The following is a 26,252-nucleotide window of genomic DNA, read 5'->3' as shown; positions in this document are numbered from 1 at the left end:
AGGGAACACTTGAGCAAATTTACGCATTAAATGAGCATTACCGATAACATAACCAACCTTAAAACCGAACTCGACCGTGTGAACGTTACGCTAGTGGCCGTATCAAAGACCAAACCCATAACGGACCTGCAGGAAGCATATGATGCAGGGCAACGGATTTTTGGCGAGAATCAGGTTCAGGAAATGGTGGAGAAGTACGAACAGCTGCCGAAGGACATCGAGTGGCACCTGATCGGTCACCTGCAAACCAATAAGGTGAAGTACATCGCTCCTTTTGTGAGCATGATACAATCGGTAGATAGCATGAAGCTGTTGCTCGAGATCAACAAGCAGGCCGCCAAGAACCACCGCGTGATCGATTGCCTGTTACAAGTGTACATTGCCGATGAGGACACCAAGTACGGATTGGGCTTTGATGAAGTGATCGAGCTGTTACGGTCCGAAGAATTCGCGCAATTGCATAACGTGCGAATCAGGGGGTTGATGGGCATTGCCACCAATACCGATAACGAGAAACAGATCAAGGAAGAGTTCTACGAACTGGATACCTTTTTTGATGGCATCACCCAAAGCTTCTTCCGCAAGGATGACAATTTCGATACCCTGTCGATGGGGATGTCTTCAGACTATAAGATAGCTATTGAACAGGGCAGCACCATGGTACGCATGGGCAGCACTATATTTGGTGGCCGTGTTTACCCGGTGCCTTCGGGCGTTAAGCTGCAAGGCCCCGGTAAGACCGATATGCCCGACATTCAGGATATTTGATCATGAGCGCACATTTAAGAGTAGCACACCGCGAGGATTGTCCCCGCCTGCTGGAACTGATCAACGAACTGGCCGTTTACGAGCGTGCGCCGTTAGAGGTCACGGTATCTCTACAGCACTTTGAGGAGGCCGGCTTTGGCGCTAAACCGGTATGGAAGGCCTTCGTGGCCGAGGTTGAAGGCTACATCGTAGGCTTTGCGTTGTACTATGTGCGCTACTCTACCTGGAAAGGCAGCCGCCTTTACCTGGAGGACCTGATCGTGACCGAGGAGTGGCGCGGCAAAGGCATTGGCAAACAATTATTTGATCGCATTGTACAAGAAGCGAGTGAGCTTGGCTTTAACGGCATGAGCTGGCAGGTCCTGGATTGGAACGAGCCGGCCATCAACTTCTACCATAAATATGAAGCAGGTTTAGAGGCTGGCTGGTTGAACGCATCGCTCACTACCGAACAAGTACAAAATTATCGACCATGAAAGCAATAAAACTTTTCACGTTAGCAGGTATATGCGCAGGTATGGCTTCTTGTATTCAAGACAAGCCCAAAGTAGATACCCCTAACGTATACACCGATACGCTCACCTATAAATTTACGGCCATCAATACCCAGGCCGATGATTGCAAGAGCAAAGCCGACACTAACTGCACCTCAGTAAAATTCAAGTACCCGGTATTTGACAACCAACCGCTGCTTAACGATACGGTAGTAACACGCCTGGCCATGCTGCTCGATCCTCAAAAGGGCAAGGCGGGCCTGCAGATCCTGACCGGTCAGTTCCTGCAAGATTACAAAGATTTTAAACGCGACGAGCCTGACCGCAAAGGCGTTTCCTTTGAGTTGGATGGCAAAGTGAGTGTAGTGCGCCAGGATAGCAGCCTGGTGACCCTTGCCTACGATGGCTATATGTATGCAGGTGGCGCGCATGGCAGCACCGTGACCCGTTACATCAATTGGGATGTAAAGGCCGACAAGAAAATAGAGTTGGAGAACATCCTCAAGCCCGGCTATGAGACCGAACTCAACAAGGTGGCCGAGAAGATCTTTCGCAAGCAGGAGAACCTGACCGAGACGGCTTCATTGAAAGACAATTACTTTTTTAAGGACGACAGATTCGCGCTGAACAAGAACTTTTTGATCACCCCTCTTGGATTAACGTTCCTATACAATCAGTACGAGATCAAACCATATGCCGCCGGGCAAACCACCGTTGATGTGCCTTACGCACAGATCAAAACGTTGATACAGCCGGGCACCGTGACCGCACGATACACTAAATAAATGCTGGTATTCAAATTTGGAGGTGCATCGGTAAAGGATGCAGCGGGCGTGGCCAACCTGGCCGCCATAGTTAAACGCTATCAGGACGAACAATTGCTGATCGTGGTGTCGGCCATGGGCAAGACCACCAACGCGCTGGAAGAGCTGGCCAAGGCCTACTTTGACCAAGCTGATAACGTGCATGAGCTTTACGATGGCATCAAGAACTATCACTATCAGATCGTTCATGAACTGTTCGGCGATCAGCACCCGGTATTCGACGAGATCAACAATACATTTGTAGAGATCGATTGGATGCTGGAAGATGAGCCTGTAGATACCTATGATTTTATTTATGATCAGCTGGTGTCAGTAGGCGAACTCCTTTCGACCCGCATCGTGAACGCCTACCTGGCACACACCGGCATTACCAGCCGCTGGCTGGACGTGCGAGGTTACATCCATACTGATAATACGTACCGCGAGGGCGTGGTGGACTGGGACAAGACCTGCATCTCTATTCAGTCCGAATTGCCGGCTATGCTGTCTAAGAGTATCGTAGTGACCCAAGGATTTTTAGGGGGCACATCAGAGAACTTTACGACCACCCTAGGCCGCGAGGGATCCGACTACACGGCATCGATATTTGCGGCATGTCTTAACGCTACTTCGTTAACCACCTGGAAAGACGTACCAGGCATTCTTAACGCCGACCCTAAGTTATTCAATGATACGGTAAAATTCGATCGCCTATCCTACACTGAAGCCATCGAGATGACGTATTACGGCGCTACGGTGATCCATCCTAAAACGATCAAACCGTTGCAGAACGCCGGCATCCCATTGCTGGTACGGTCATTTAATGAGCCCGATGCCCCTGGCACGGTGATCAGTGAGTCAGGGCCAGACGCATTCGAGAAGCCGATCATTATTATTAAGCCACGTCAGGTGCTCTTATCGGTATCGGCAAAAGATCATTCGTTCATTACTGAGCATCAGCTTAGCGCCGTATATCAATTATTCGCCAACAACCAGATCAAGGTCAGTGTGATGCAAACCTCGGCACTGAGCCTTTCGGTATGCTTTGACCTGGTGCCCGAACGATTCGAACGCTTATTGACCGATCTGAGGGCCAATTTTAATGTGAAGTATAACGATGATCTATCGCTGATCACCTTACGTCATTATAAGGCGGAGGAACTACAACAATTGGCACAAGGCAAGCAGATCCTGCTGGAGCAGCTAAGCCGCAATACCGCGCAGTTGGTGGTCAAAGCTTAAGTATGGGCTTCGCCGGTTGTCCGCTCTGTAGGGATAATGATGGGCGGTGTGGGTGTAGTGACCTTAAATAGTGGCAACGAGAAGTGAAAAGTTGAGCCCTGTTTAATGATGCTCTCTACCCATATACGGCCCTTGTTCAGCTCTATAAATTCTTTACAGATCACCAAGCCAAGGCTGGTACCGGTCTCGTTATTTGTACCTTTGGTACTGGCATTGCCAATATCAAAAATGCGGGCCAATCGTTCGGCCTTAATGCCCACACCACTATCCTTCACCGAAAAGATGACCTCGCCGCTAACCTCGTTAACGCGCGAACTGATCTGTATCGATCCACCCGACGGGGTAAATTTTAAAGCGTTGGATAGCAGGTTACGCGCCACAAATTCGAAGTGATTTGAGTCCACCATGATGGTATGCGTAGGGTCTACCAGGTCTTTCACGCGTACATGCTTCTTCTCAGCATTAGAGGCGATCAGGCCCAGCACCCTGGCCACGGCTGGCTTGGGCTGGAAGATCATGGTGTTAAGCTTCACCCCTTTGATCTGCATCTCGCCCCACTTCAGCAGCATATTGAGTGTCTCTAAAGTAACGTTGCTCGCAGTGGTCAGCTTTTTCATCAAGGCTTTTCTTTCCTCCGGTTCAACGTCATCATCCTCCAGCAGATACATCAGATCGATCACCGAGGCAAATGGTGCACGCAGGTCATGCGCCAATACCGAGAATAGCTTATCCTTTACCAGGTTCGACTCGATCAGATCAGTATTGGCCACATTGAGCAGCTTGTTAAGTTTACGTGTACGGAAGAAATAAAAGGCGATCACAAATATTGTGAACACCGATGCGCCACTTAAACCAATGTAGAAGTTACGCTGCCATATCTGGCTGCTGTTCTGCTGTTTAAGTTCCCGAACCTTAGCCCGCGAACGATATAACTGGTACTCGGCCTGAAGGCTGACCACCTGCTTTGACATGGCCTTATAAAAAAAACTATCGGCCAGTGCGTTCTGCTCTTCCTTTAGCTTTAACGCCACTTCAAAGTTACGGTCGTGCTTGTACAGTTCAGACATGCGGCCCAGTATCTCGAGCTGCTGTTTGCGGGCCCCCTTTTCCCTCACCAGTTGCAAGGCTTCATTAAAATAAAAGAGCGCCTCCTTGCTGTTGGCAGCGCCATAGGTGTCGGCCAGGCCGGTCAGAGTCTGCAGCTCGCGCAGGTAGTTCTGTATCTTGCGTGCCTTGGCCAGTGCCGAGCGTTGCAGCTCGATCGACCTGGCCTTGTTTCCCTCCTTGTTGTATACCTTAGCCAGGTTATTGATCAGGGTAATGTTAAGCCCCTGGTACTGCGGTTCATCACTTCGCGCGATGCCTTTTTGCAGATAAGCCTTGGCCTTATCGTTCAAACCTAACTCGCGATACACTACCCCAAAATTGTTGTAGATATTGAGCGAAAGGTTGGAGAAAGGAATGGTATTGTTGATCTTCTCGGCAATGGTGAGGTACTTGAGCGCTACATCGAACTTTTTCTGGCCGATATAGCCTTCGGCCACGGTTAAATAGGCCTCCATACGCCCGGCAGTATTATTACTACGCTCACTTACCTTTAATGATTGTAAAAAGTAGGCGATGGCCTTATCATAATTTCCTTTACGCAGCTCGACCACTCCTAACCTGATGATCACCGCCGCTTGTCCCTTTGCATCGCCTATGCGTTTGTAGATGGACAGCGCCTCCATGTACTTAGGCTGAGAGGCATCAAAATCGCCTCGGTTATCATCGATCATGCCCAACTGATTCAGCATCATGGCAATACCCTTACCATCGTGCATGCGGCGGGCATGGTCAATACCCATGTTGGCAAAGTAAATGGCTGAGTCGGGTTTGTAATAACGATATTGCTTGACCAGCTTCTCGTAATCAGTAATATTGAGGGTATTGAGCGTATCGGCACCACCACCCTGATTCACGGGTAAAGCCATAGCCCGACCAATGGTCAAGCAAAGTGCAAAACACACCAATAGTATGGCTTTCAACAGGGGCATTATCAGTACCGTAAATATACGTTGATCATCCCTTTTACGAAAATCGACATCGAAGGTTATCTATATGTACTATCCACCAACTGGCCGAACGTCTACACTGACAATGCTATGGCGTGTATATCCACTATGAAATAATTACACAGATTGCTGTATATCAAATATTTAACATCCGATATATCGGCAATAGCAATACAACTAATAGCTATAGATCAGTATCGAAGTATCAGGTAACAAGTCGGTGATGTTGGTAATTGATCGGCGTTGACAGCATAAAATAAAAAGCCCGCTAAAATTAGCGGGCCTCTATCATTAATGCTTCTTATTCTCCTGCTTTCGGTTGGCATCGCGGTTAGATGTTTGGTCTGACCGTTGGCCTCCTGAATTACTGATGCCTTTCATCTTTTGCATCTCTTTTTGGTCGGTGAAGTTGCGGTCGGCTGTGGTGGTGCCTTGCACATTGTTCTTCATGTTCTCTTGCTCTTTCATGGTTTGGTCTCCTTCTTCAATTATCTTTTGGTTAACACTTGGAGCTATGGCTTGCGGCCATATGTACATCTCTTTGCAACAACCATACCTAACTGTGCCAGCATTGATAGTACCGTTCAACTTTTAGTATTTTTGCGGCATGTTAACGTTACGCCAACTGTTCTTAGCCAACAATGCTCAAACTACTGATATGCCCTTGATGCTCGAGTTTGAGCGTGCACAGGGCGTATATATGTATAGCCCTGAGGGCAAACCCTATTTGGACCTGATCTCAGGTATTGGCGTAAGTAACATAGGCCATGGCGATCCGGAGGTGATAGCGGCGATCAAGAACCAGGTAGATCAGTACATGCACCTGATGGTATATGGCGAATACGTGCAAACCCCGCAAGTACGCTTTGCCGAAAAGTTAACCTCCCTCCTGCCTGAGCCGCTGAGCTCGGTGTACTTTACCAACTCGGGTGCCGAGGCCATTGAGGGTGCCATGAAGCTGGCTAAGCGCCATACCGGCCGCAACCAGATCATTGCTTGCCATAATGCTTATCACGGCAGCACCCAGGGTGCATTGAGCGCCATGGGTAACGAAGAGTTCAAGAGCGCGTACCGGCCTTTGTTACCGGGAATCAGCTTCATCACCTTCAATAATATGGATGACCTGAACCTGATCACCGATGAGGTGGCCGCGGTAATGATAGAGACCATACAAGGCGAGGCAGGCATACGGGTGCCTGATGTAACCTATATGCAGGCCTTACGTAAACGTTGCAGCCAGACAGGCACGCTGTTGATACTGGATGAGAACCAGACCGCCTTTGGCCGTACCGGAAAATTGTTCGCCTTTGAGCATTTTGGCATAGTGCCCGATATATTGGTGTTGGGAAAAGCCTTGGGAGGCGGTATGCCATTGGGCGCCTTTATCGCATCGGGCAAAGTGATGGGCGCTTTGAAGGACAACCCGATATTAGGCCACATCACCACCTTTGGCGGCCACCCGGTTTGCTGTGCATCAGGACTGGCCTCATTGGAGGTTTTGCTGAGTAAAGAACTGATCGCCCAGGTGCCCGAAAAGGAAGCCTTGTTCCATGAGCTGCTGGCGCACCCCGCCATTAAGGAAGTACGCGGCAAAGGCCTGATGATGGCCGCAGAACTGGAAAGCTTCGAATTGAATAAAAAGATCATTGACCGCTGCATCGCACATGGTATCATTACCGACTGGTTCTTGCATTGCAGCAACTCAATGCGCCTTGCGCCACCACTGATCATTACCCATGAGCAGATCCGAGAGGCATGCGCGATCATTATCGAGGCGGTGAATTTTTATGCCTCGTAACAGGTGTAAGTGAGCACTTCGGCAACATAATTTAAGCCCGGTCATGACATTGATGACCGGGCTTTTTCTTCCAAGCATTTTTTAAGTGCGGTTTTGCCTCTATTTTACGGATCTGGTATAGTTTATGCATTTATTGGGTAACTATCGATACAAAATGGCTTAGCAACCATAAATATGTTCAACGGCCGGTAGTTATGCCCTTTATAAAGGTCACAAGTGTACACTATAACCTTTAGCACCTTTTGAACCGAGCAAATTCGAAACAACAACTATCTATATACCAAACATGAAAATTGCCTATATCTCCACCTATCCACCACGCGAGTGCGGAATAGCTACGTTCAATCAAAACTTAATGCGCGCCATCAATGCTAATTTCCCCAAACGAAATTCATTGTCGGAAGGCGGTTTTGTAGTAGCTGTTAACGACTCGGAAAGCTTGCAAGAATACGAGTACCCGTCGGAGGTCAAATATATCATTAGGCAAAATCATCAAAAAGACTATATCCGCGCAGCTAATTACATCAACACCAGCTCAGCTGATGTTTGCGTGATGGAACACGAGTTCGGTATCTATGGCGGCGAAAGCGGCATCTACATTCTGCCATTACTTAACCGTTTAGAGAAACCATTGATCTCGATCCTGCATACCGTATTACGCGAGCCAAGCTACGCACAACGCATCATTGTACGTGAGATCGCTGAGCAATCATCAAAGATCATTGTGATGAGCAACCGCGCGGTAGAGTTCCTGACCTCTATCTACGACATACCTGCCGAAAAAATTCAGATCATCGAACACGGTGTGCCTGATCTGGAAGCTCCAGAGAACAATCCGGTACAAAAGATCAGCGCTTTCAAAGACAAGAAAGTGTTGTTGACCTTTGGTCTGATCAGCCGTAACAAAGGTTTGGAAGTAGTGATCAAGGCTCTTCCAAAGATCGTGGCCAAACACCCGGATGTGATGTACGTGATACTGGGCAATACTCACCCAGGTGTAGTTAAACACTCTGGTGAAGAATATCGTGATCACCTGAAATCACTGGCTGCTCAATTGAAGGTATCTAATCACCTGACCTTCATCAACAAATTCGTTGCTGAAGAAGAGCTGATCAATTACCTGACCGCAGCTACAGTATATGTTACCCCATACCACAACGAAGCACAGATCACCAGCGGTACATTATCGTATGCGGTAGGTGCCGGTGCAGCGGTGGTATCGACCCCATACTGGCATGCAACCGAACTGTTGGATGGTGGCCGTGGCCGCTTGTTCGATTTCAAGGATGCCGATATGCTGGCCGACCAGGTGAACGACCTGCTTGACCACCCTAATAAGCTGGCCGAGATCAAGAGCAACGCTTACGAGTATGGCCTGCACCTACGTTACCCGGTGATCGGTGCCGAATATATCAAAGTGGCTCAGGAAGCTGCCGCCAAACACGATTTTAGAGACAAGATCCTGCGTAACAGCATCGTTGATCCTGAGATCATGCCGGCCTTCAACCTGGCTCACGTGATCCGTTTGACCGATGATACCGGTATCGTACAACATGCTAAATACGGCATCCCTAACCTGAAAGAAGGTTACTGCCTTGACGATAACTCACGCGCACTGATCATGGCGCTGATGGCTTACCAACGCAACAAAAGCCCTGAAGCATTTGAATTGCTGCCGGTATACCTGAGCTATATCCACTACATGCAAACCGATGACGGTAACTTCCGTAACTTCCTGAGCTTTGACCGCCGTTATTTGGACGAGGTTGGCTCTGAGGATTCGTTCGGTCGTACCATTTGGGCATTGGGTCATTTGATCAGCTGTGCAGCGCATAACTCATACCGTGAATTTGCGATGGAATTGTTCCACCGTTCGTTCCCGCACTTCCGTAAGCTGGAGCATATCCGTGGTATGGCTAACACCATCATCGGTATATCACTTTACCTGAAGGCCATCCCTACCGATGAAGGTATGATCGCGGAATTGATCCGCCTGACCGACCCATTGGTAGAGGCTTATGAAAAGACCTCATCACCAGAGTGGCATTGGTTCGAGGAAGTGATGACCTATGACAACGCTATCCTGCCGTTGGCACTGTTGATGTCATACGAAGTGACCAGCAACGAGAAAGTTAAAGCTATCGCGCTGGAATCAATGGCTTTCCTGGATAAATTGACGCTATCTAACGGTTATCTGAGCCCGATCGGTAACGATGGCTGGTATTATCGTGGTGGTACCTTCCCTACCTTTGATCAGCAGGCGATCGAGACCATGGCTATGGTGCTGATGCACTTCCAGGCTTACGAGACCTTGCGCCAGCCGGAGTATATCGAGAAAATGTTCCTGAGCTACAAATGGTTCCTGGGTGAAAATACCTTGCGTGCGCCATTGTACGATCACGAAACAAAAGGCTGCTGCGATGGTTTGATGCCCACTGGTATCAACCGTAACCAGGGTGCCGAAAGTACATTAGCTTATATGATATCACACCTTACCGTACTGAAAGCATTTGAGCTGGAGTACGAATACAACAAGGTGGGTCAAAAGGTACAGGTTTGCTAACATGAGAGTGGCTGTACTATCTCCCGTTGCCTGGCGCACACCGCCCAGGCACTACGGGCCATGGGAACAGGTCGCTTCAAATATTGCCGAAGGAATGGTCAAAAAGGGTGCGGATGTCACCCTTTTTGCTACCGGCGATTCGGTGACCGCTGGCAAGTTAGACGCGATCTGCGAGGCCGGTTACGAAGAGGAGCGTAATCAGGACGCTAAAGTTTTGGAATGCCTCCACATCAGCAACCTGATGGAAAAGGCCGATCAGTTCGACCTCATCCATAACAACTTCGACTTTTTACCGCTTACCTATTCCCGGTTGATCAAAACGCCGGTGATCACCACCATTCATGGTTTTTCATCGCAGCGCATCATTCCGGTATATAAAAAGTACAACGACAGTTCGCACTATGTGTCGATCAGTAATGCCGACCGTAGCCCGGAGCTGGATTACATCGGTACCGTTTACAACGGCTTAAATACTTGTGAATTTGACTTTAGTGCCAACGCTGATGAGCACCTGTTATACTTCGGGCGCATACATCATGACAAGGGAACGGCCGAGGCCATAGAGATCGCCAAGCGTACCGGGCGTAAGCTGCTCATTGCAGGCATCATTCAGGATGTTAATTATTACCGTGAGCGTGTAGAGCCGTTCATTGACAATGAGCAGATCATTTATGTAGGCCACGCCGGTCCTGATAAGCGCAAGGAGCTTTTAGGTAGCGCTGCTGCCCTAGTGCACCCCATTAACTTTAACGAGCCATTTGGTATGAGCGTGGCTGAATCGATGCTTTGCGGCACGCCGGTGATCGCATTCAATAAAGGCTCGATGCCTGAACTGATCAAAGATCAACAGACCGGTTTCCTGGTGAATGATGTGAATCAGGCGGTAGAAGCTGTTGGTCAACTGGGCCGGATCGACCGCCAGGCCTGCCATGACTGGGCGGTGGCCAACTTTTCGAGCGAGAAGATGGTAGATGATTACTACAAACTATATCAACAGATATTGGGCTGATAGAAGCTTGTTCACGCTGGCACGACTCGGCAAGGACAGACGACCTATAAACAAGAAAGGCTGATCGTTTTGATCAGCCTTTCTTGTTTATAGATATACCGTAAAGACTCAGCTTTACGTCGAGTCTGCATATCAAGCATCTGGCTTATACGCCGTCCTCTTTTAATTTATTCAACAGCGTTTTAAGGTCCACTTCAGCAAAAGAGGTAGAATAATCGCTAAAGCCGTATGGTAGGATCAGTTTATGATTGTGCACGACCGAGCCGCACGAGTAGATCACGTTCGGTACGTAACCTTCGCGCTCTTCGGCGTTCGGGGTAAGTAAGGGCTCTTTAAGGCGGCCTATCTCTACAGCAGGGTCGTCTAGTTTAAGCAAACTTGCACCCAGTACATATTTACGCATCGGGCCTACACCGTGGGTGATCACTAACCAACCGTCCTCGGTCTCGATAGGCGAACCGCAGTTACCGATCTGGATAAACTCCCAATTGAACTTAGGCTTTTGCAACACCGCCGGTTCTTCCCAAACGTTGATCTTATCGGAGTACATGATGTAGTTGTTGCAACCATCAATGCGCGATATCATCACATACTTACCGTTGATCTTACGCGGGAACAGGGCCAAGTTCTTGTTTTGCGAACCGGCGCCATACAGGGGCATAATGCGGAAATTAATAAAATCGTTGGTTTGCAATAGCTTAGGCATGATCAGCGAACCATCATAGGCCGTGTAAGTGGCATAATATGATGAGCTCCCGTCCTCGTTAAAGAATTTAACAAAACGCGCATCCTCGATACCCTTACGCTCATATTCAGATATCGGGAAGATCACCCGGTCAGATATATCGGTATCCAAAGAGAACACGATCTCGTAGTATGAATCGGCCAGCCACAACACCTTGTCGTACTCCAAACGGCGCATATCATCGTCCTGTAGCTTTTGCGAATCCAGGATCATTCTTCGCAGGTTCGAATACTCGAAGTGATGGTCGAGTTTGCTTTCCAGCTCGCGCAGCACATCAATGTTGATCTGTGTGGTCACGGCCTTTTCAAAAAAAAGCTTTTTATTGTATACCGCGTTACGCACGATCTCGGCCTCGTCAATGTAGGTACCGGCAGGTAAAACAGTGATATTGTTATTCTTATCAAATAAAGCGCGGCGAAAGGTGATCGAGGAGATGTGACCCTCACCCACTGCTCTGAAGCTCATGATCACGCGGCGTTCGCCTTCTTCCAGGTCGCTTTGGTCGGGGTCATCAACAATAGATGGGTTGAAGAACGCGGCCGACTCGATCGAGTATTCATGAGTAAAGTATGAACCGATCAGCAGTTTACGGTACACCGTAAGCGAATCGAAATCGATACCCAACTCGCCAAATAAAGGCTTCAACTTAGCGCAGTGGCGGTTAAGTACGCGGGTAATATTACGGTGACGGCTGGAGTATTCTTGCAGTAATGGCGATATCAAGCCAAATACCTTATCCTCTTCAACCTCCATCACACGTTGTATCACATCTTTTGAACGTTCATTACCATTGAAAAAGAAACGGGCAATTACACGTTTGGGATCTGGATTTACCTTAACGCCTTTACGCTCGATAGAAAGTCTCATATAACTGGATAATATTAGTTGTTATAACACTTGAACAGCATAATTGATCTGTACAAATGCATAAATTTTTAATTCGCAACAATGGGTCAAATGACATTTATTTACACAAATGATAAAGGCGATGGTTTGATTTTTTTACATATTGATACGTAACACATCCCTGTGTAGTTATACTTATTTACACAAAAGGCAGGTGTCAAAACCCGGGGAAGAAGAACCCGGATACCACGGGCAAAGATCTTGTAAGGAATATAAGCCCGATGAGCAGGCAGAAAATGCACCACGCCCGGTTGCGAATATTGGTAAAAGGCAAAGGTCCTGTCCATCCATTCTCTTCGGAAGCTGAGGGCTCCCGGCTGATCAGGTACATAAACATCGATAGCATAAGGAACAAAGCACCGTACCCAAGATCTTAACAATTCATACTAAATTCACCTGTTGCTCAGATCACTTTGTTTCGCTTCACCAGGTAGGCTTTCAGCAGGTCGTTGTAGCCGTTATTGATGTCGGCATCAACCAGATCCACCTGGTATTGGGCGCATTTAAGCTCCAGATCATGGCGATAACTGTCAATGGCCGCACGGTAGCTTTCGCGCACGCGGCCCGGGTGTACCTTCACTTCTTCACCGCTCTCCATATCAATAAATTGGTGCGGGCGGTTATCAAAGCCGAACTCCAGTTCGTGGAGGCGATCGTTCACATTAAATACGATCACCTCATGTTTATTATAACGCAAGTGTTGCAGCGCCGCGAAAAGGGCTTGCGAGCGGGCCGCATCCATACTGTTCTCCAGCATGTCACTAAATATAATGATCAGTGATCGTTGGTGCACCTCCTCGGCAAGGTGATGGATCACGTTGCTCAGATCGGTGAAAGCCTTTGTACGCGGTTCCTGATAGGCATTTTCGAGCTGGCCAAAAAGGTAGAACAGGTGCGTTGAGGTAGAGCGTGCCTGGCTTAGCCAATCGATCTTATCGGTGAACAGCCCGAGGGCGAAGGCATCGCGTTGTTTTTTGAACAGGTACATGAGCGAGGCCATAGCATACACCGAGTACAGCAATTTGCTCATTCCCTTTTCAGGATAGTTCATGCTTGATGAAGTATCGAGCAGCAGATAGCACCGCAGGTTGGTCTCCTCCTCAAATTGCTTAACGAACAATTTATCGGTACGGGCAAAAAGCTTCCAGTCGATATTTTTGATGGAGCTGCCACTATTGTAGGCACGGTGTTCGGCAAACTCTACAGAAAAACCATGGAACGGGCTTTGGTGCAACCCGGTAATAAAACCCTCGACCACCTGCCGGGCCAGCAGTTCGAGGTTGGCCAGCTGGCGCAGTTCCTGGTTGGTATTTAATGGCTCCATGTACCCTCTAAAGTAAAACAAAAAAAGCGTTACTGATCAAAGTAACGCTTTTTGTATATGCTAAGTATGCCTTTGGCTTACGCTAATTGCTTACCTAATTTTTCGGTCAGTACTGATTTTGGCACCGCACCGATCTGTTTGTCAACGATCTCGCCGTTCTTGAAGAACAATAACGCAGGTATGTTACGGATACCGTATTTCATTGAGATTCCTGGGTTATTATCAACATTGACCTTACCCACAACGGCCTGACCATCATAATCTTTAGCGATCTCTTCAACCACCGGACCAACCATACGACATGGGCCACACCATTCTGCCCAAAAGTCAACTAATACGGGTTTATCTGATTTTAACACTAATTCGTCGAAGTTAGCGTCTGTAATTTCTAAGGCCATGATCTATTTTATTTTAAGTTTTAACAAATATATATGTTCAAATAGCTTGCCACAATATGGCCCATGACAACTTGACAATTAAATTAGAGTAGCCTTAGCTACAAATGACCATTCCTATCAACGGTATCGAACTGACCGATAAACACTAAAACTGTTTGACGATCGAACACGATCTGCTTATATTTAGCTAAACTTAAGCTTTATGAGCCATCATCGCACGTTACTCCTCGTATGCACCGTAGCCGTTTTTGTCTCCGGTTGCCTGGTGTTAGGAGCGCCTCGACAAGTACAACTGTACAATGCTACAGGTACCGACTCCCTGGAATTGACCTCGTTCCCCAATGGCTTTTACTGGTACAGAACGAATTTTAGAGACACTGATACCGATAGCATGCAGATATATGACCCTATCAAGGGTGCGATATTCCCCATGAAGAGAACTGGCGAGCACGAGTTCTACTACAACCTGCGCGCCAAGCGCAAGCAACGCGAACAGCTAGGCTATACTGTTGTAAAACGGCGATCGAAGGGAGGCAATTGGGTGAGCGATACGCTGCGCTATCAAGGTAGCCTGCGCAAGTTTTGACAACTGCAGGTGCTTAACCAGATCCTTTGCGGTCCATGTGCCTACAGGTGCAATGCTTAACCCGCCCTGCGCTTCTCTTCCTCCGCCCCACCGTTCTTAGGTTTAGGCAGGCCTTTGGTATTCCCAAAGCGATAGGTGAAGCTAAGCGTGGCCACACGGGTATCGCGCGTTTGCACATAATGCTCCAGGTAACCGGTGGCACGGTCGGTAGCACGGGTTTTGTTGGTGTAGAACAGGTCAGACACGTTGAGTTTTAGATTGGCTTTGTTCTTCCAAAGTTGCTTCATGATACCCACGTTTCCGTAGCAGATCGAGCGTACATCCTCCAATCCCAGTATCTCTGCCGATTGGAAGCTGCCCGTTACCTCTCCCATCCAACCTTTGCCCAATTTTAACTGGTTGTTACTATTAATGTTGAAGGCTACCCTGCCATTACGAATGTTGGTATTGGCCAGGTTGCCCACATAGCGGCCATAGTAAGCCAATATGTTGTTGGTACTGCTAAGCCACTTCCCTACCTCAACAGGTATGCTCAAACTAACGCTTTGATAATTGAAACGGGCCAGGTTACGGCTGGTCTCTTGAACCTGCTTGTTTGCTCCCAGCTCAGGGATCAGTAGCGACAGGATGTAATTACTGGTACGGGCGTAGTTGTAAGACAGGATATATTTTTGCTGCCAGGTATACGTTACCTCGGCCGAGTAAGTGAGCTGCGGTTGCAGGTAAGGGTTGCCGCTTTGATAGGTGTTATCATTGATGTAATAGCGGAACGGGTTGAGTTGACGGTATGAGGGCCTATCGATACGGCGGCTCAAAGTAAGGCCCAGTTCACTGTTCTTGCTGAGTTGATAGCTGCCATAAGCGCTTGGGAACAACTGTAGGTAATTATTGCGGAAGGTGCTATCGTTCTTGGTTTGCACACCTTTGTTATGCGTATGCTCGGCACGCACCCCTACCTGCCACTTGAACAGTTGCTGGTTGCCCGACAGGTTAACGTATGCGGCGTTGATGTTCTCATTGTAAACAAAACGATTGGTCTTGCTTTGGTCGACCACATTGGCACCGCTACTGCGGTCGTAAAAAACGATATCATTATCAGTCTTTACCCAACTGCTTTTCATGCCGGCCTCAAAGCGGCCCTTCCAGTTTTTCAAGGGCTGCACGTAATCGGCCTTTGCCGAACGAACGGTCAGGTAGCCATCAAGGTCGCCAATAAGCAGGTACGGCCGGCGCTGCTCGGTGCCTTGCAGGTCAAAGTACCGGGTGGTGTAATCCTGATCTTCGCGGGTGTTAAAGCGCGACTGGTCAAGGTCGACGGTCAGCTGCCTGCCTGCAGTATCTAACTTGTGCAAAAGGTTTAGGTTAAAGCTCGGGTTGGTACGATAGCGATAGTTCAGGAAGCTATTGGTGCTGTATGATACGCCCTTGTCTTGATCGTTCTTGGCCAGCGAGTAGTTACCGCCGGGTGTACGAATGTCTGACGCATACAAACTCGAGGTAAAACCTATCACGGTGCTGGACGATAGACCGTAGTTGGCAGCCAAACGGCCCAAGTGGGCATTCACAAAGTTATCAGTATAGTTGTCCTGATCAAAGCCGCTCTGCAGGCTGCCATCAGCATTCAGGAACCTGCGTTGCAAGGTGAGCAACAAGCGGTCGCTTCGGCGTGTAAAATTGTAAGATGTGAATACATTGAGTTTATTATTGCGGTAACTGAGGTCAAACCCGGTATTGCCTTTGGGCAATTTTCCCTGCCCATATGAGGCGGTCACGTTGCCATTCCAGCCGGCAGTTTTGCTGCGCTTTAGCCTTATATCGATGATACCTGCGGTGCCGGCCGCATCATACTTGGCCGATGGCTCGGTAATGAGGTCGATGCGTTCGAGCGCGTTGGCGGGCAAGCCTTTGAGGTAGGTAGCCAGGTCCTCCCCTGTCATGGGTACCTGCTTACCATCTATCATGACCAGCACACCACTGCGGCCGCGAAGGCGAATATTCTCGGCCTGGTCTAACGTTACCCCGGGCGCACGCTGCAATATCTCAAGTGCCGTGCTCCCCGCGGCCGTGATGCTCCCCTCCACATTGATCACCGTGCGATCATATTGTTGCTGAATGAATGGCTTGGCCGACCGTACGCTCACTTCTTTCAATGCGGTGGTACTCGCGTTAAGAGTGATGTTGCCAAGATCAAGGTCTTTATTCAGCTCAATATCTGCTGATCTGTAAGCGGTCACCATCATATCGGTAATGGCTACATTGTACTTGCCTGGCGCCATACCCTCGAACAGGAAACCGCCATCGGCACCGCTCAATTCAAGCTTGACCAGCGAACCATCATTGGCCCGCAACAAATGAACGGAGATACCGGAAGCCGGGTTATTATTGATCAGCAATTTGCCCCTAAGCTGATGCTTAATTTGGGCAAAGCCTGTGGAGACAAAGACGAACAAAAGAACAATCAGTAAGTACAGAGAACGAGACAAGGACGACATGAGTGCTATTGTGATAATTAATTTTTCCAACAGACGCCATGTGAATTAAGTATGTTACAGTTGCTGCAAAAATTTAATTGACCTTGGTTGAAGCCCCCCTTGGTGTACGGAATGTGTTTCACCGATGTAACAGTTTAACGCTCTGACAGGGCCAATGGCCGTTCGGAAAAGCAAGAAAAAACAACATTTTTCAAGAAATATCTGTAAAATTCAACAAAAAAGCGCGGCATGCTCTTGCATACCGCGCTCTGTAACACGTGAATAGTGTGTTATAACAAGCGCTCGCGCTCTGCAAATAACTGTATGGTATCGGGAGCTGTCATCAAAAAAGTATGTATCCCCAACGCCCTAGCCCCTTCCAAATGCTGCGGACTATCATCAATGAATAAGGTCTCTTCGGGCTTTAAGCCGTTCTCGTTCAGCACTTTTTCGAATATGGCCTTTTCAGGTTTACGCATTCCCGTGAAATGCGAGTAGTAAGCCTTCTCGAACAGGTGGTCGTTATTATCAAAGCCAAAATCACGCTTCAGATACTTCATAATATATTGATAATGAATATCATTGATATTACTTAGCAGGAACGTGCGGTACTTGTCCTTCAGTTTTAGCAACAGCTCGTGGTTACCTTCGGCTATACCCACCAAGATGCTGTTCCATGCGGTATCGATCTCGTCATCGGTCAATTCGGGCCGGCCAGCTTTCTCACGTATCCTGTCCCTAAATTGGGCAGCGGTGATCTGCCCGCGGTCGAACGCATCAAAAATGGCATCCTGCTGCAAGTGACCGTAGAATTCGTCGACATTACTGATGCCCAACGCATTAAACGCCTGTTGCACCTTGGCAAAGTTGATACTGAAGATCACGTTGCCGTAATCAAATATGATGTTCTTAATATTTTGCATATAGAATTTGGGGATTTGCTGCAAATATCTAACTTTGCAGCCGGAAACAAAATCTCCAAAATAACCGCGCCTATAGCTCAGTCGGTTAGAGTAGAAGACTCATAATCTTTTGGTCCCTGGTTCGAGCCCAGGTGGGCGCACAAAGTAGACCAGCTCTACCCCCGAAAACCCCTTAAATCAGCGATTTAAGGGGTTTTTTCATTAATTATCCCTTTACCAACCCTTTGTAAAGCCAAGGTTCTCGTTACCTATCCGACTACCTGTTTTTTGTTTTTAACTTAGGTAACACAAATCACCTCAATGAATTGAAATACAGTTTATTACAACGTTAAAAGTTACGTTTTAAAGTCAATTTTCAAAGTGTTTGTGTTACCTATTGTGTTACCTGAAACGGGATGAAGTATGAAACATTAAAACTCAAAAATTAAATTTTATGCAAACATCACAGTCGTTCGGTATTCATTTTACCACCCGTCCTGACAAAGCGAAAGACGGAAAAGAACCCATCTATGCATGCGTTACCGTTAATCGGCAGCGTGCTTACATCGCATTAAAACAGAATGTTGATCCCAAAAATTGGGACGGCGGCAAGGGAGCCGCCAAGGGTAATAAAGACGAAGTCAAATCCATTAATAATTACCTTGAAGAAGTAAGGCTTGCCATCGGGAATAGTTATAAAGAGCTCCAGATCAAAAGGAAAATGTTATCGGCTAAAGCGGTTAAAGATCTGTATCTCGGTGAAGAAGCAGAAGTTTATTCGCTGAGCCGCCTTATAAGCTACCACAACGAAACTTCTACTGAAGAATTGAAATGGAGTACCCTGAAACATTATTATGTCACTCAGCGGTATTTATTGAAGTTCTTAGGATTACAATATAATGCAAACGACATTTACCTTCATCAGCTGAACTATAAATTCGTCAAAGACTTCGAAGTGTTCCTTAGAAACCATAAACCTAAAGATCATCAAAAGCCGCTTAACAACAACGGGGTAATGAAACACATTATCCGTTTAAAAAAGATGGTTAACCTCGCATTAAATCTCCAATGGATAAATAATGACCCCTTCGCTACTTACAAATTGAAGATACAAAAGGTTATTAGAGAGCAATTAAGCGAGCTGGAATTGAAAGCTATTGAGGAAAAGAATTTTGGCATTGAGCGTTTGGAAATGGTTAGGGATATGTTTGTGTTCTGCTGTTATACTGGCTTGTCTTATGTTGACGTAAGTAACTTGGAACCGGAGCATATCGTAACAGGTGCTGACGGCGACCGATGGATCAGGACATGCCGAGAAAAGACCTTAATTCCAGTTGTTGTACCGCTTTTACCTAAAGCTCTCGCTATACTTGATAAGTATCAAGACAACGAACGTTCACTGTATGATGGCCGCGTCTTTCCGAAAATATCAAACCAAAAGGTAAATAGTTACCTAAAAGAAATTGCTGATCGCTGCGGCATTATCAAAAACGTTACTTTCCATATTGCCAGGCACACTTTTGCTACGACCGTAACATTGTCCAATGGTGTACCTATTGAGACAGTAAGTAAGATTTTAGGGCATACAAAAATTACAACTACGCAAATTTATGCAAAGGTGGTAGAACGGAAGCTGAAGGAAGATATGAAAATGCTTCAAAGTAAATTATCGCTATAATCAGAGATACAACAATTTCATCTTTCAATCAGTCCTAACAAGGCTTTGGGTTTGCAAAGCCTTGTTATACAAGTGAAATTATATAGATAATAAATAGTTATCTATTGTAGATAAACCGCGTATAGGAGATTTGATACACTGCCTACAGAAGTCTTTACCCTTGCGAGATTTCGATACCTTTTTTCAATTTTATCTATGACATTTGATTTAATACGTTCGAATGCATAGAAGTATAACCCATACAACACTGTGCCTGTGTGACAAATGTTACAATAAAACTGATAACTTTAAGGTGTTACACCAAAATAACTATTCATTCCTTTCCATATGCCTAATTATTCTTTTCAGGAAGTGATAAATATCCAAGACTATGCAGCCTTGATAGAAAAGATAAAAACCAATAGTGAAAACAAGGGCAATAAAACCGACCTGTTGTTCCGGGGGCAGAACTCCGACAGTCCCTTATTGCCCAAACTGGCACGGTTAACCTTAAAGGGAAAGATCACCAATATCGAAAAACTGATGCTGGAGGAATTTAAGCGGGGCATACTGCCTTTATCTGAATTTCAGCCTGAAAATAATTGGGACCTGCTGGCCCTGGCACAGCATCATGGCCTGCCAACGCGCTTGCTGGACTGGACCTACAGCGCTTTAGTCGCTTTGTGGTTCACGGTGTCGAGGCCCGCGAAAATCGACAAAAATAAACAGCCGCTTGACGGGGTAGTCTGGATATTGAATGCTGACGTCAAAGATTTCAGAACCAACACAGAGCTGATCGACCCGTTAAGCAACAAGATCACCAAAATATTCCGTTCCACGGTAGTATCCAGAAGAATATCCGCGCAGTCCGGCGTATTCACTGTCCATAAAATCAACGAAGGCGGCAAAATGATCAGGTTTGAAACGCACCGTACTTTCAGCAAGAAGCTGACCAAGGTAACCATTCCTGCTGCACAATTCGCGGCTATCCGGAAACAATTGCACATCATGGGTGTGAACAGCGCCTCTGTATTTCCTGATATCGATGGCTATTGCCGACACCTGGAATGGCGCTATTCCAAATTAAGCGATGAGTTACCAGGCGAAAGCAAATGAGCGATGAGCACAACGTGAAGAACTTATATAAACTCCCGGCTGTCTGTTACATCATCAATATAGCTTCGTGTATCGCGGGTCCCTTTTAACGTCGGCCATTCGCTCGTCTCTGAAGCCCAGCACCTTCTCATACAGCTGGTCATAAATCATATCCTCAGCCGCTACCGGTCGGTAGGTGCCGTGGGCATTGCGCATTTTCAGAAAATTCCGGTGGGTGAGAAAATGCCCGGTGATCCGGCCTTCATCATTGGTGATCAGGTTGCCATGCAGGACACGCCGCAGGTTCAGGAACAAGTGAAAGTCCTGGGTCATAAAGCCTTTCTTTTTCATGGCCAGCAAGAATATTTCGAAGTCGTCGATGCAGACCGACCAGGGATTAACGTCGTCCTCGAACAGCTCCAGCATAAAAGCCAGGTCATTCTGTATATGCCCGAACTTTTCGAGGGTCACTATAATAGAAAACACCTGTTTGAAATCTTTTGGGTTGATGGCCGCCTGGCGTTCTTTTTTTTCATTGAAAATTTCAAACGGCTGCCGGTCAATAAAATACTCCCTGATCTTAAAGGTTTGCTCGTAGCCATATTTAATGGTTTTATCAAAGTCCTTTTTGATCTTATCATAGGCCCGGTCAGGGTCAAAGGAAGGTTCGCGCACGTTTCCGGCCTTCGCCTCAATAATCAGCGCGGTTTTGTTGGAAAGCACTAGCAAATCATGTTCGGAGCCATCAACATAATAATTTTCATAAAAGACGGCCTTTTTATCCCCTGCATAAAAATCACGGAATATCTGTGCTGTTTTAGACTCTAAAAATTTGTCCCTAGTCCGGGTAATGCGATTACTGTCACCGACAGCGGCAATCGCTGCGTCGGTCAGGAAACTGTAGATGGCATCGAGCAACAGTTTATAGTCGATGACCAAATACCGGCCATCGTTCATCCGGTAAACCGGCTTTGACAATACCTTGTTTTTGCCGCTAAAGAATAGAAATCCATTATCTTGCTGGCGGGTAATAGAAAATGAGGATAGGAACACGTCCACCTTTTGCGCGTCGTAACGGTCCGTTAATTCATCCCTGGTAAAGAAATGACCGGCGGCAGGGTTTGTTTCCAGTTCGAACAGTTCGTAGTCTTTTTCGGCAATTGTCCTCATGCCTTCCTGAAAAGAAAAAGCACCGCTGGTGATCCCCTGCCGGATTTCATCCAGAAACTGCTGTTCCTCCGCCTCATCCTTACGAAAACGGCGGTTGATCTTCTGATGTTGCAAATTATCCATTATGTCATAGATAGCGATCAGATCGTCCGGTGAAATTTTTACCCCGGCCAGCACTTCCTTATGCACATGCTTAAAGACCTGCTGTATCTTTTCAATGATCTGTTCCTCAAACTTAAGCGGTCCTTGGTGAAAAAAGGCGTTATAGGTCGATAAAGCTACCGCTCTTTTGGCCAGTTGTTCCCCGTCCTGACTATCCGCTATTGCTTTTTGTTCACCGTAAGTCGTATCGTAGATTTCATTGATCAAGTAAAGCTGCCTTTTGATATGATCCCATTCGTTTTGCGGAAAACTGCTTGTGGTAACTTCTGCCGGATCGGACGAAAGGTTGAGGTAAGCCAAGTAAAGCAACTATCGCAAGGGTGAGATCAAACCGCGTATGGCAGCTTGCTGCGAAGGCATCGTGATGCCTTTGACTAGGGAAGTGGTACGGGTAATAAAAGCGTCAGGGTCATACCTAGCCACAAAGGTTTTTAGTTCCCCTGAAAGCTTTTCGAGTTCATCCATTGGTCAGTCGGCGCTTCATGCAATTGAAAATAGTTCCTTAAAATTGATTTTGATCGCCCGGCCCAACAGTTCAAGGTGTGAATCCAGCATGGGAAAGCCTTCGGTCTGAACCCAGGTATCGTAGGGCGTATATTCAATGATCCTTTCGGGGCGGTTATCACTCAGGTTGACCGAGAACTTTTGGTTTTCATTTACTTCTTTCGGTAGATCTGTTACCCCGAAATACATGCCCGAGGGAATAAATAGGTTTTGCGTTGCCATAATGAGTAGGTTATTTCCCACATATATACGAAGATAATTACAATGCTGCTCACGAATTAGGGTGCTTTACAATATCAATGCCTATGGGATTTTCGTCATTCATCAGTAAGCTGCTTGCGTTTGAGCGGAGTTTAAGCGCGCCATAACAGTATTGGCAATGGTGCAATACAAGGCAAAAGTGATAGCCCTCAATATAGCAACAAAAATTGGTGCGGATCAATTTATATTTCCCATCCGATGATTTAATTTGCGATTAGATGAACAGGGTTATCATGAAACTTTATTGCTTTTTGATTTTTAGTAACTGCAAAATGCGCACTTTTAAGTGAATTATTAATTGATGTTATTTTGGCTGATAAAAGCCCTAATATATCGTAGTTTGCTTGTTCACCATATTTACAAATGATCAAAAAGTAACATTTTCTTTATATTTGAAAAGTAAAGCAAAGGAAAATTATTTTAGTCTATGGATTGTATTGCTTGTGTAATCAGTCATCGGTTTCTACAATATAAAGTTTGGCAACGGGTCTAGCTGCGTAATAGGGTGTTTTGCCCATTGCTAGGAAGGCTGTTTTCTCTTACAACTTTCGTGTCGCGTTCCTAACGCATACACCAAAATTAATTATCAGAGGGCTTCCGATGTTGCCGAAAGAAGTTTTAGCGGAAAATAAAAAAACTCATTTCCAAAGTAATCGACAACTGCATATAATGGACTGTCAAGCTTATGAAAGTGCTGCAAATGGTGTCTGATAATTGAATAATTACTCTTGGTAGACACTAATATGTGGGTTCGTGTACCACACAACTGAGTTCCGTTCGACAGTCAATAAAATGACCATTTCCTCCATAGTCGGAATCAAAAATTGCTCAATAAAGCGCTTTATGTCGTTTGAAAGAGTTTCGTGCATTAGGTGAAACTCTGTTTCTCTATTATGCACCATTGAATTGCGAAACTTATATACTACTGAAGTATAAAAACTGAGCAGGCTTCCGTTGGTGACTGTATTGACATCAATATTTAAATTCATGCGTGTAAACATGGCATTAATCACTACTGGCGTCATACCTGTCCTAACGGTTTTTAGCAGAGACATTATATACGTTTTCAACTTAACTACTGGGTTTGGATCATAATCCAACTCAAAAGCATCCTTAAATAATCCGCCGAGAACATCCTCTTCACCTTTGGTTATTTTCTTGTATAGGCGCTGAAATTCCCTTATTGAAAATACACTGCCGGTTGATTCCCTTTCAACCTTTACAATCTGAGTCCTGTACATATTATTCTCCAGTACATGATAAAGTCTTAAATATTTATCAAGGAGGTCTTTTTGATAATTATACTCACTCAGGATCATTAATGTATCCGCAAATTGGTGGTAGCCATTACCAATTTTTATTCTTTTCCGATTTGTTGTAGCCGGGATATGATTTATTTCATAAGGCTGATGAGTGAACATTCCTTCCATTATCATCTGAAACTTGACGAATGACAATATCTGTTTTGTATTGTAGGTTCGCTGCGATCTGATTAAAATAAATGTGTCATGAGCCAGATCTACCGATGCATCCAATTTTACAAGAACATGCAAAATTAAAATCTCTGAGATTGTACAGGAGTCAAGATAATCATATAATTCTGTAACATTATTTAACGTTAGCAAAAAAACAGAATTGGCTAAATCAGCCGTGTCATGATAGAAATAGTTTTTATGTAAAATTGAGCCTATCTGAATATCTTTTAGCTTAAAAATCGCAGGTCTTAATCTGTGATTTGGGATAAGAGTCCAATTTTTAATTAAAAATTTAAATAAAATCAGATAGCTTATAATCTGGTCCTTTCTTGGCGTTAAAAATCCCGGAAAATCATTAGTAAGGTTGTTTAATGATTGTATGATCAGATCAGCGTTTTGATATATGAGCCCACCGGCCCTGGCTGCATCTACAATGTTTTGCTCATCTATAAGACTTGTTATAATCGTTGCAAACTTTGTTTTATCAGGTTCGGCCAATGTCAATTCAAATGCATCTGCATTTGCACCAACTAATGTATCCAGCAATAAGATTAGGTTATCGTATAAAGCATTAATTGTTCTCATCGATACCGGTCTTAAAATAAATCTGCCAATTAATCTTCTGGGTTACCTTGCCGGTTAAAATATCATAAAGTCCATCATAAACAGCAGTCTTATTTATATTGCCAATATTTACCTTACTAAGATCTAAACTGTTCCGGGCCTTTTCAAATCCAGCAAGATCCAAAACTGGGGGATTTTGAATTATTTGCCTGTCAATTATATCACAGACTTCGTAAAAAGAAAGGTTATTCTTTTCTTTTGCAAGTTTGCCGGATGCAGCAAATAAACCGACCAGCGTAATTTCTCTGCCTAACCATTGAGTACCGAGTTCTTTATAAACAGCCTGTAGCGATTTATCGAATTTTACTATAGTAGTAATAAATGTTTTAAAGAAATCGTAGTCATATTTGATATCAAATTCGTCATTGAAGTCTTCGTTTTGAGTTTTTTGAATCAAATTGATGTTCGTTGTAACAGGTTTTCCCGCTTCATAGGATAATACAGCACTAATTATGTGCGAAAAATGGAAATGCCCCACAGCGCGATTTTTACTGTGTTGAATCGATGATTGTTCCTTTTCCTTGATCAGCTGAAAGTCACTGGTAGATGTTTTAGTGATTATCGGCACGAGGTTATTAAACAATAATTCTAACTGGTGCTTTGTTTTAACCGGCTTATGCCCGGCATTTAAGATAAGCATTTTCTGAACTTCCTCATTGGGGTCTAATCCTGACCAGACTTCAAACCACATGAAATTTTTGGCAAATTTGTCTTCAATATTTTCATCCAGATGACTTTTTTGATATTCGATCAGTTTCGACAGAATATTGGATGATGATTCAATTTGATTAATTTGCTTGGAGTATTCTCTACTGATTTTTAGCCTGCCAAAATCCAAAATATCGGTAGAGGTTTTTATCGCATCATTAAGGAGTTGAATAGTATCCCAAATCACCTTTAAACGATGTGTTCGCTGCAATCCATCCAAAATTTTAAATTCCTGGATATCCAAATCCGGAGATGTTTCAGTGTTTACGGCATAATCTATTATGAGTACGATCGAAGGGATATGGCCTTCATTCAATACTGTGTTAATCAAATTATCCAGATAGGGATTATGAACGATTTCCCTTTGAACGTAATACGATTTATAATCAGGTGGTAAAGCCAGAATATAATCTTTGAGGGACAATTTTACCAAATAACACGTTTTGATTATGTCTCTGTCAATTTCATGCCTCACCTCTAATTTTTTGTCCAAGATCTTTGCTTTCATTTAATCTTTATAAAACATCGCATTG

At 45.5% G+C, this 26,252-nt stretch carries 21 protein-coding genes and 1 tRNA gene; 11 read left to right on the top strand and 11 right to left on the bottom strand.

All coding sequences use genetic code 11. From position 1 onward, the window contains the following. Positions 1–30 precede the first annotated feature (30 nt). Genes LLH06_RS08105 through LLH06_RS08090 form a run of 4 tightly spaced genes read left to right on the top strand, consistent with a single transcriptional unit; the run spans position 31 to position 3,307 of the window. Positions 31–768: a YggS family pyridoxal phosphate-dependent enzyme gene (locus LLH06_RS08105; RefSeq protein WP_228172771.1), complete on the top strand. Its 738-nt coding sequence runs from the start codon at positions 31–33 to the stop codon at positions 766–768. A gap of 2 nt (positions 769–770) precedes the next feature. Further along, positions 771–1,244, top strand: coding sequence for a GNAT family N-acetyltransferase (locus tag LLH06_RS08100; protein WP_228172770.1), 474 nt, complete (start codon positions 771–773; stop codon positions 1,242–1,244). Further along, entirely contained in the window at positions 1,241–2,047 is an 807-nt protein-coding gene (locus tag LLH06_RS08095) for a DUF3298 and DUF4163 domain-containing protein (RefSeq protein WP_228172769.1), read from the top strand. Before LLH06_RS08100 ends, LLH06_RS08095 begins: the two co-directional genes overlap by 4 nt. Continuing rightward, positions 2,048–3,307, top strand: coding sequence for an aspartate kinase (locus tag LLH06_RS08090; RefSeq protein WP_228172768.1), 1,260 nt, complete (start codon positions 2,048–2,050; stop codon positions 3,305–3,307). Here LLH06_RS08090 and LLH06_RS08085 read toward each other — a convergent pair. Together LLH06_RS08085 and LLH06_RS08080 are read right to left on the bottom strand one after the other, a co-directional pair. After that, positions 3,304–5,280 carry a tetratricopeptide repeat-containing sensor histidine kinase gene (locus LLH06_RS08085; protein WP_228172767.1) on the bottom strand — a complete coding sequence of 659 codons (1,977 nt, stop codon included), beginning with the start codon at positions 5,278–5,280 and terminating at the stop codon, positions 3,304–3,306. The two genes, LLH06_RS08090 and LLH06_RS08085, sit on opposite strands and share 4 nt — an antisense overlap. A 372-nt stretch (positions 5,281–5,652) precedes the next feature. Next, the gene (locus LLH06_RS08080) at positions 5,653–5,898 is read right to left on the bottom strand and encodes a hypothetical protein (protein WP_228172766.1); all 246 of its coding nucleotides are present in this window, start codon (positions 5,896–5,898) and stop codon (positions 5,653–5,655) included. Positions 5,899–5,968: 70 nt separating this feature from the next. Between LLH06_RS08080 and LLH06_RS08075 the strand changes: the two genes are divergently transcribed. The 3 genes from LLH06_RS08075 (at position 5,969) to LLH06_RS08065 (ending at position 10,731) form a co-directional block, all read left to right on the top strand. Further along, on the top strand, positions 5,969–7,159 hold the full coding sequence (locus LLH06_RS08075) for an aspartate aminotransferase family protein (protein WP_228172765.1): 1,191 nt from the start codon (positions 5,969–5,971) through the stop codon (positions 7,157–7,159). A 286-nt stretch (positions 7,160–7,445) separates the two neighbouring features. Beyond that, positions 7,446–9,722 (top strand): glycosyltransferase family 4 protein, encoded by a 2,277-nt coding sequence (locus tag LLH06_RS08070; protein ID WP_228172764.1) that lies wholly within the window; start codon positions 7,446–7,448, stop codon positions 9,720–9,722. Between the two features lies 1 nt (position 9,723). Further along, entirely contained in the window at positions 9,724–10,731 is a 1,008-nt protein-coding gene (locus tag LLH06_RS08065; RefSeq protein ID WP_228172763.1) for a glycosyltransferase family 4 protein, read from the top strand. Between the two features lie 145 nt (positions 10,732–10,876). On the opposite strand, the gene LLH06_RS08060 is transcribed toward LLH06_RS08065, so the two are convergent. The 3 genes from LLH06_RS08060 to trxA form a co-directional block, all read right to left on the bottom strand. Continuing rightward, positions 10,877–12,343, bottom strand: coding sequence for a glycoside hydrolase family 130 protein (locus LLH06_RS08060; RefSeq protein ID WP_228172762.1), 1,467 nt, complete (start codon positions 12,341–12,343; stop codon positions 10,877–10,879). 442 nt (positions 12,344–12,785) lie between these two features. Further along, positions 12,786–13,706, bottom strand: a complete 921-nt coding sequence (locus tag LLH06_RS08055; protein WP_228172761.1) for a DUF58 domain-containing protein — start codon at positions 13,704–13,706, stop codon at positions 12,786–12,788. Between the two features lie 77 nt (positions 13,707–13,783). After that, complete coding sequence (gene trxA / locus LLH06_RS08050; protein ID WP_228172760.1) at positions 13,784–14,104, bottom strand: thioredoxin; 321 nt, start codon at positions 14,102–14,104, stop codon at positions 13,784–13,786. Between the two features lie 202 nt (positions 14,105–14,306). Between trxA and LLH06_RS08045 the strand changes: the two genes are divergently transcribed. Beyond that, positions 14,307–14,690: a hypothetical protein gene (locus tag LLH06_RS08045; RefSeq protein WP_228172759.1), complete on the top strand. Its 384-nt coding sequence runs from the start codon at positions 14,307–14,309 to the stop codon at positions 14,688–14,690. A 56-nt stretch (positions 14,691–14,746) separates the two neighbouring features. Here the strand turns inward: LLH06_RS08045 and LLH06_RS08040 are convergent, their stop codons facing one another. Both LLH06_RS08040 and LLH06_RS08035 read right to left on the bottom strand, forming a co-directional pair. Then, on the bottom strand, positions 14,747–17,083 hold the full coding sequence (locus LLH06_RS08040; protein ID WP_228172758.1) for an outer membrane beta-barrel protein: 2,337 nt from the start codon (positions 17,081–17,083) through the stop codon (positions 14,747–14,749). 368 nt (positions 17,084–17,451) lie between these two features. Beyond that, positions 17,452–18,084, bottom strand: a complete 633-nt coding sequence (locus LLH06_RS08035) for an HAD family hydrolase (RefSeq protein WP_228172757.1) — start codon at positions 18,082–18,084, stop codon at positions 17,452–17,454. Between the two features lie 66 nt (positions 18,085–18,150). Between LLH06_RS08035 and LLH06_RS08030 the strand changes: the two genes are divergently transcribed. The 3 genes from LLH06_RS08030 to LLH06_RS08020 all read left to right on the top strand — a co-directional run bounded on the left by LLH06_RS08030 (position 18,151) and on the right by LLH06_RS08020 (position 20,836). Then, positions 18,151–18,224 (top strand) — tRNA-Ile (locus LLH06_RS08030). Between the two features lie 293 nt (positions 18,225–18,517). Further along, on the top strand, positions 18,518–19,741 hold the full coding sequence (locus LLH06_RS08025; protein ID WP_228172756.1) for a site-specific integrase: 1,224 nt from the start codon (positions 18,518–18,520) through the stop codon (positions 19,739–19,741). 327 nt (positions 19,742–20,068) lie between these two features. Further along, positions 20,069–20,836 carry an FRG domain-containing protein gene (locus LLH06_RS08020; RefSeq protein WP_228172755.1) on the top strand — a complete coding sequence of 256 codons (768 nt, stop codon included), beginning with the start codon at positions 20,069–20,071 and terminating at the stop codon, positions 20,834–20,836. Positions 20,837–20,890: 54 nt separating this feature from the next. Here LLH06_RS08020 and LLH06_RS08015 read toward each other — a convergent pair whose 3' ends face one another. The 4 genes from LLH06_RS08015 to LLH06_RS08000 all read right to left on the bottom strand — a co-directional run bounded on the left by LLH06_RS08015 (position 20,891) and on the right by LLH06_RS08000 (position 26,227). After that, positions 20,891–22,447 carry a hypothetical protein gene (locus LLH06_RS08015; protein ID WP_228172754.1) on the bottom strand — a complete coding sequence of 519 codons (1,557 nt, stop codon included), beginning with the start codon at positions 22,445–22,447 and terminating at the stop codon, positions 20,891–20,893. 180 nt (positions 22,448–22,627) lie between these two features. Further along, entirely contained in the window at positions 22,628–22,873 is a 246-nt protein-coding gene (locus LLH06_RS08010; protein WP_228172753.1) for a hypothetical protein, read from the bottom strand. 761 nt (positions 22,874–23,634) lie between these two features. After that, on the bottom strand, positions 23,635–24,972 hold the full coding sequence (locus LLH06_RS08005; protein WP_228172752.1) for a hypothetical protein: 1,338 nt from the start codon (positions 24,970–24,972) through the stop codon (positions 23,635–23,637). Continuing rightward, entirely contained in the window at positions 24,959–26,227 is a 1,269-nt protein-coding gene (locus LLH06_RS08000) for a hypothetical protein (RefSeq protein WP_228172751.1), read from the bottom strand. Before LLH06_RS08000 ends, LLH06_RS08005 begins: the two co-directional genes overlap by 14 nt. Between the last annotated feature and the right edge of the window lie 25 nt (positions 26,228–26,252).

The organism is Mucilaginibacter daejeonensis (assembly GCF_020783335.1).
Classification (GTDB): Bacteria; Bacteroidota; Bacteroidia; order Sphingobacteriales; family Sphingobacteriaceae; genus Mucilaginibacter; species Mucilaginibacter daejeonensis.
Note: the sequence above shows the minus strand (reverse complement) of the source record. Positions and strands in the feature narration are given on the sequence as shown.

Coding starts and splice junctions, on each gene's coding strand:
- LLH06_RS08060 (WP_228172762.1), bottom strand. CDS start 12,343: ATGAGACTTTCTATCGAGCGTAAAGGCGTTAAGGTAAATCCAGATCCC.
- LLH06_RS08045 (WP_228172759.1), top strand. CDS start 14,307: ATGAGCCATCATCGCACGTTACTCCTCGTATGCACCGTAGCCGTTTTT.
- LLH06_RS08070 (WP_228172764.1), top strand. CDS start 7,446: ATGAAAATTGCCTATATCTCCACCTATCCACCACGCGAGTGCGGAATA.
- LLH06_RS08105 (WP_228172771.1), top strand. CDS start 31: ATGAGCATTACCGATAACATAACCAACCTTAAAACCGAACTCGACCGT.
- LLH06_RS08065 (WP_228172763.1), top strand. CDS start 9,724: ATGAGAGTGGCTGTACTATCTCCCGTTGCCTGGCGCACACCGCCCAGG.
- LLH06_RS08080 (WP_228172766.1), bottom strand. CDS start 5,898: ATGTACATATGGCCGCAAGCCATAGCTCCAAGTGTTAACCAAAAGATA.
- LLH06_RS08035 (WP_228172757.1), bottom strand. CDS start 18,084: ATGCAAAATATTAAGAACATCATATTTGATTACGGCAACGTGATCTTC.
- LLH06_RS08025 (WP_228172756.1), top strand. CDS start 18,518: ATGCAAACATCACAGTCGTTCGGTATTCATTTTACCACCCGTCCTGAC.
- LLH06_RS08000 (WP_228172751.1), bottom strand. CDS start 26,227: ATGAAAGCAAAGATCTTGGACAAAAAATTAGAGGTGAGGCATGAAATT.
- trxA (WP_228172760.1), bottom strand. CDS start 14,104: ATGGCCTTAGAAATTACAGACGCTAACTTCGACGAATTAGTGTTAAAA.
- LLH06_RS08075 (WP_228172765.1), top strand. CDS start 5,969: ATGTTAACGTTACGCCAACTGTTCTTAGCCAACAATGCTCAAACTACT.
- LLH06_RS08010 (WP_228172753.1), bottom strand. CDS start 22,873: ATGGCAACGCAAAACCTATTTATTCCCTCGGGCATGTATTTCGGGGTA.
- LLH06_RS08005 (WP_228172752.1), bottom strand. CDS start 24,972: ATGAGAACAATTAATGCTTTATACGATAACCTAATCTTATTGCTGGAT.
- LLH06_RS08085 (WP_228172767.1), bottom strand. CDS start 5,280: ATGGCTTTACCCGTGAATCAGGGTGGTGGTGCCGATACGCTCAATACC.
- LLH06_RS08020 (WP_228172755.1), top strand. CDS start 20,069: ATGCCTAATTATTCTTTTCAGGAAGTGATAAATATCCAAGACTATGCA.
- LLH06_RS08090 (WP_228172768.1), top strand. CDS start 2,048: ATGCTGGTATTCAAATTTGGAGGTGCATCGGTAAAGGATGCAGCGGGC.
- LLH06_RS08100 (WP_228172770.1), top strand. CDS start 771: ATGAGCGCACATTTAAGAGTAGCACACCGCGAGGATTGTCCCCGCCTG.
- LLH06_RS08095 (WP_228172769.1), top strand. CDS start 1,241: ATGAAAGCAATAAAACTTTTCACGTTAGCAGGTATATGCGCAGGTATG.
- LLH06_RS08055 (WP_228172761.1), bottom strand. CDS start 13,706: ATGGAGCCATTAAATACCAACCAGGAACTGCGCCAGCTGGCCAACCTC.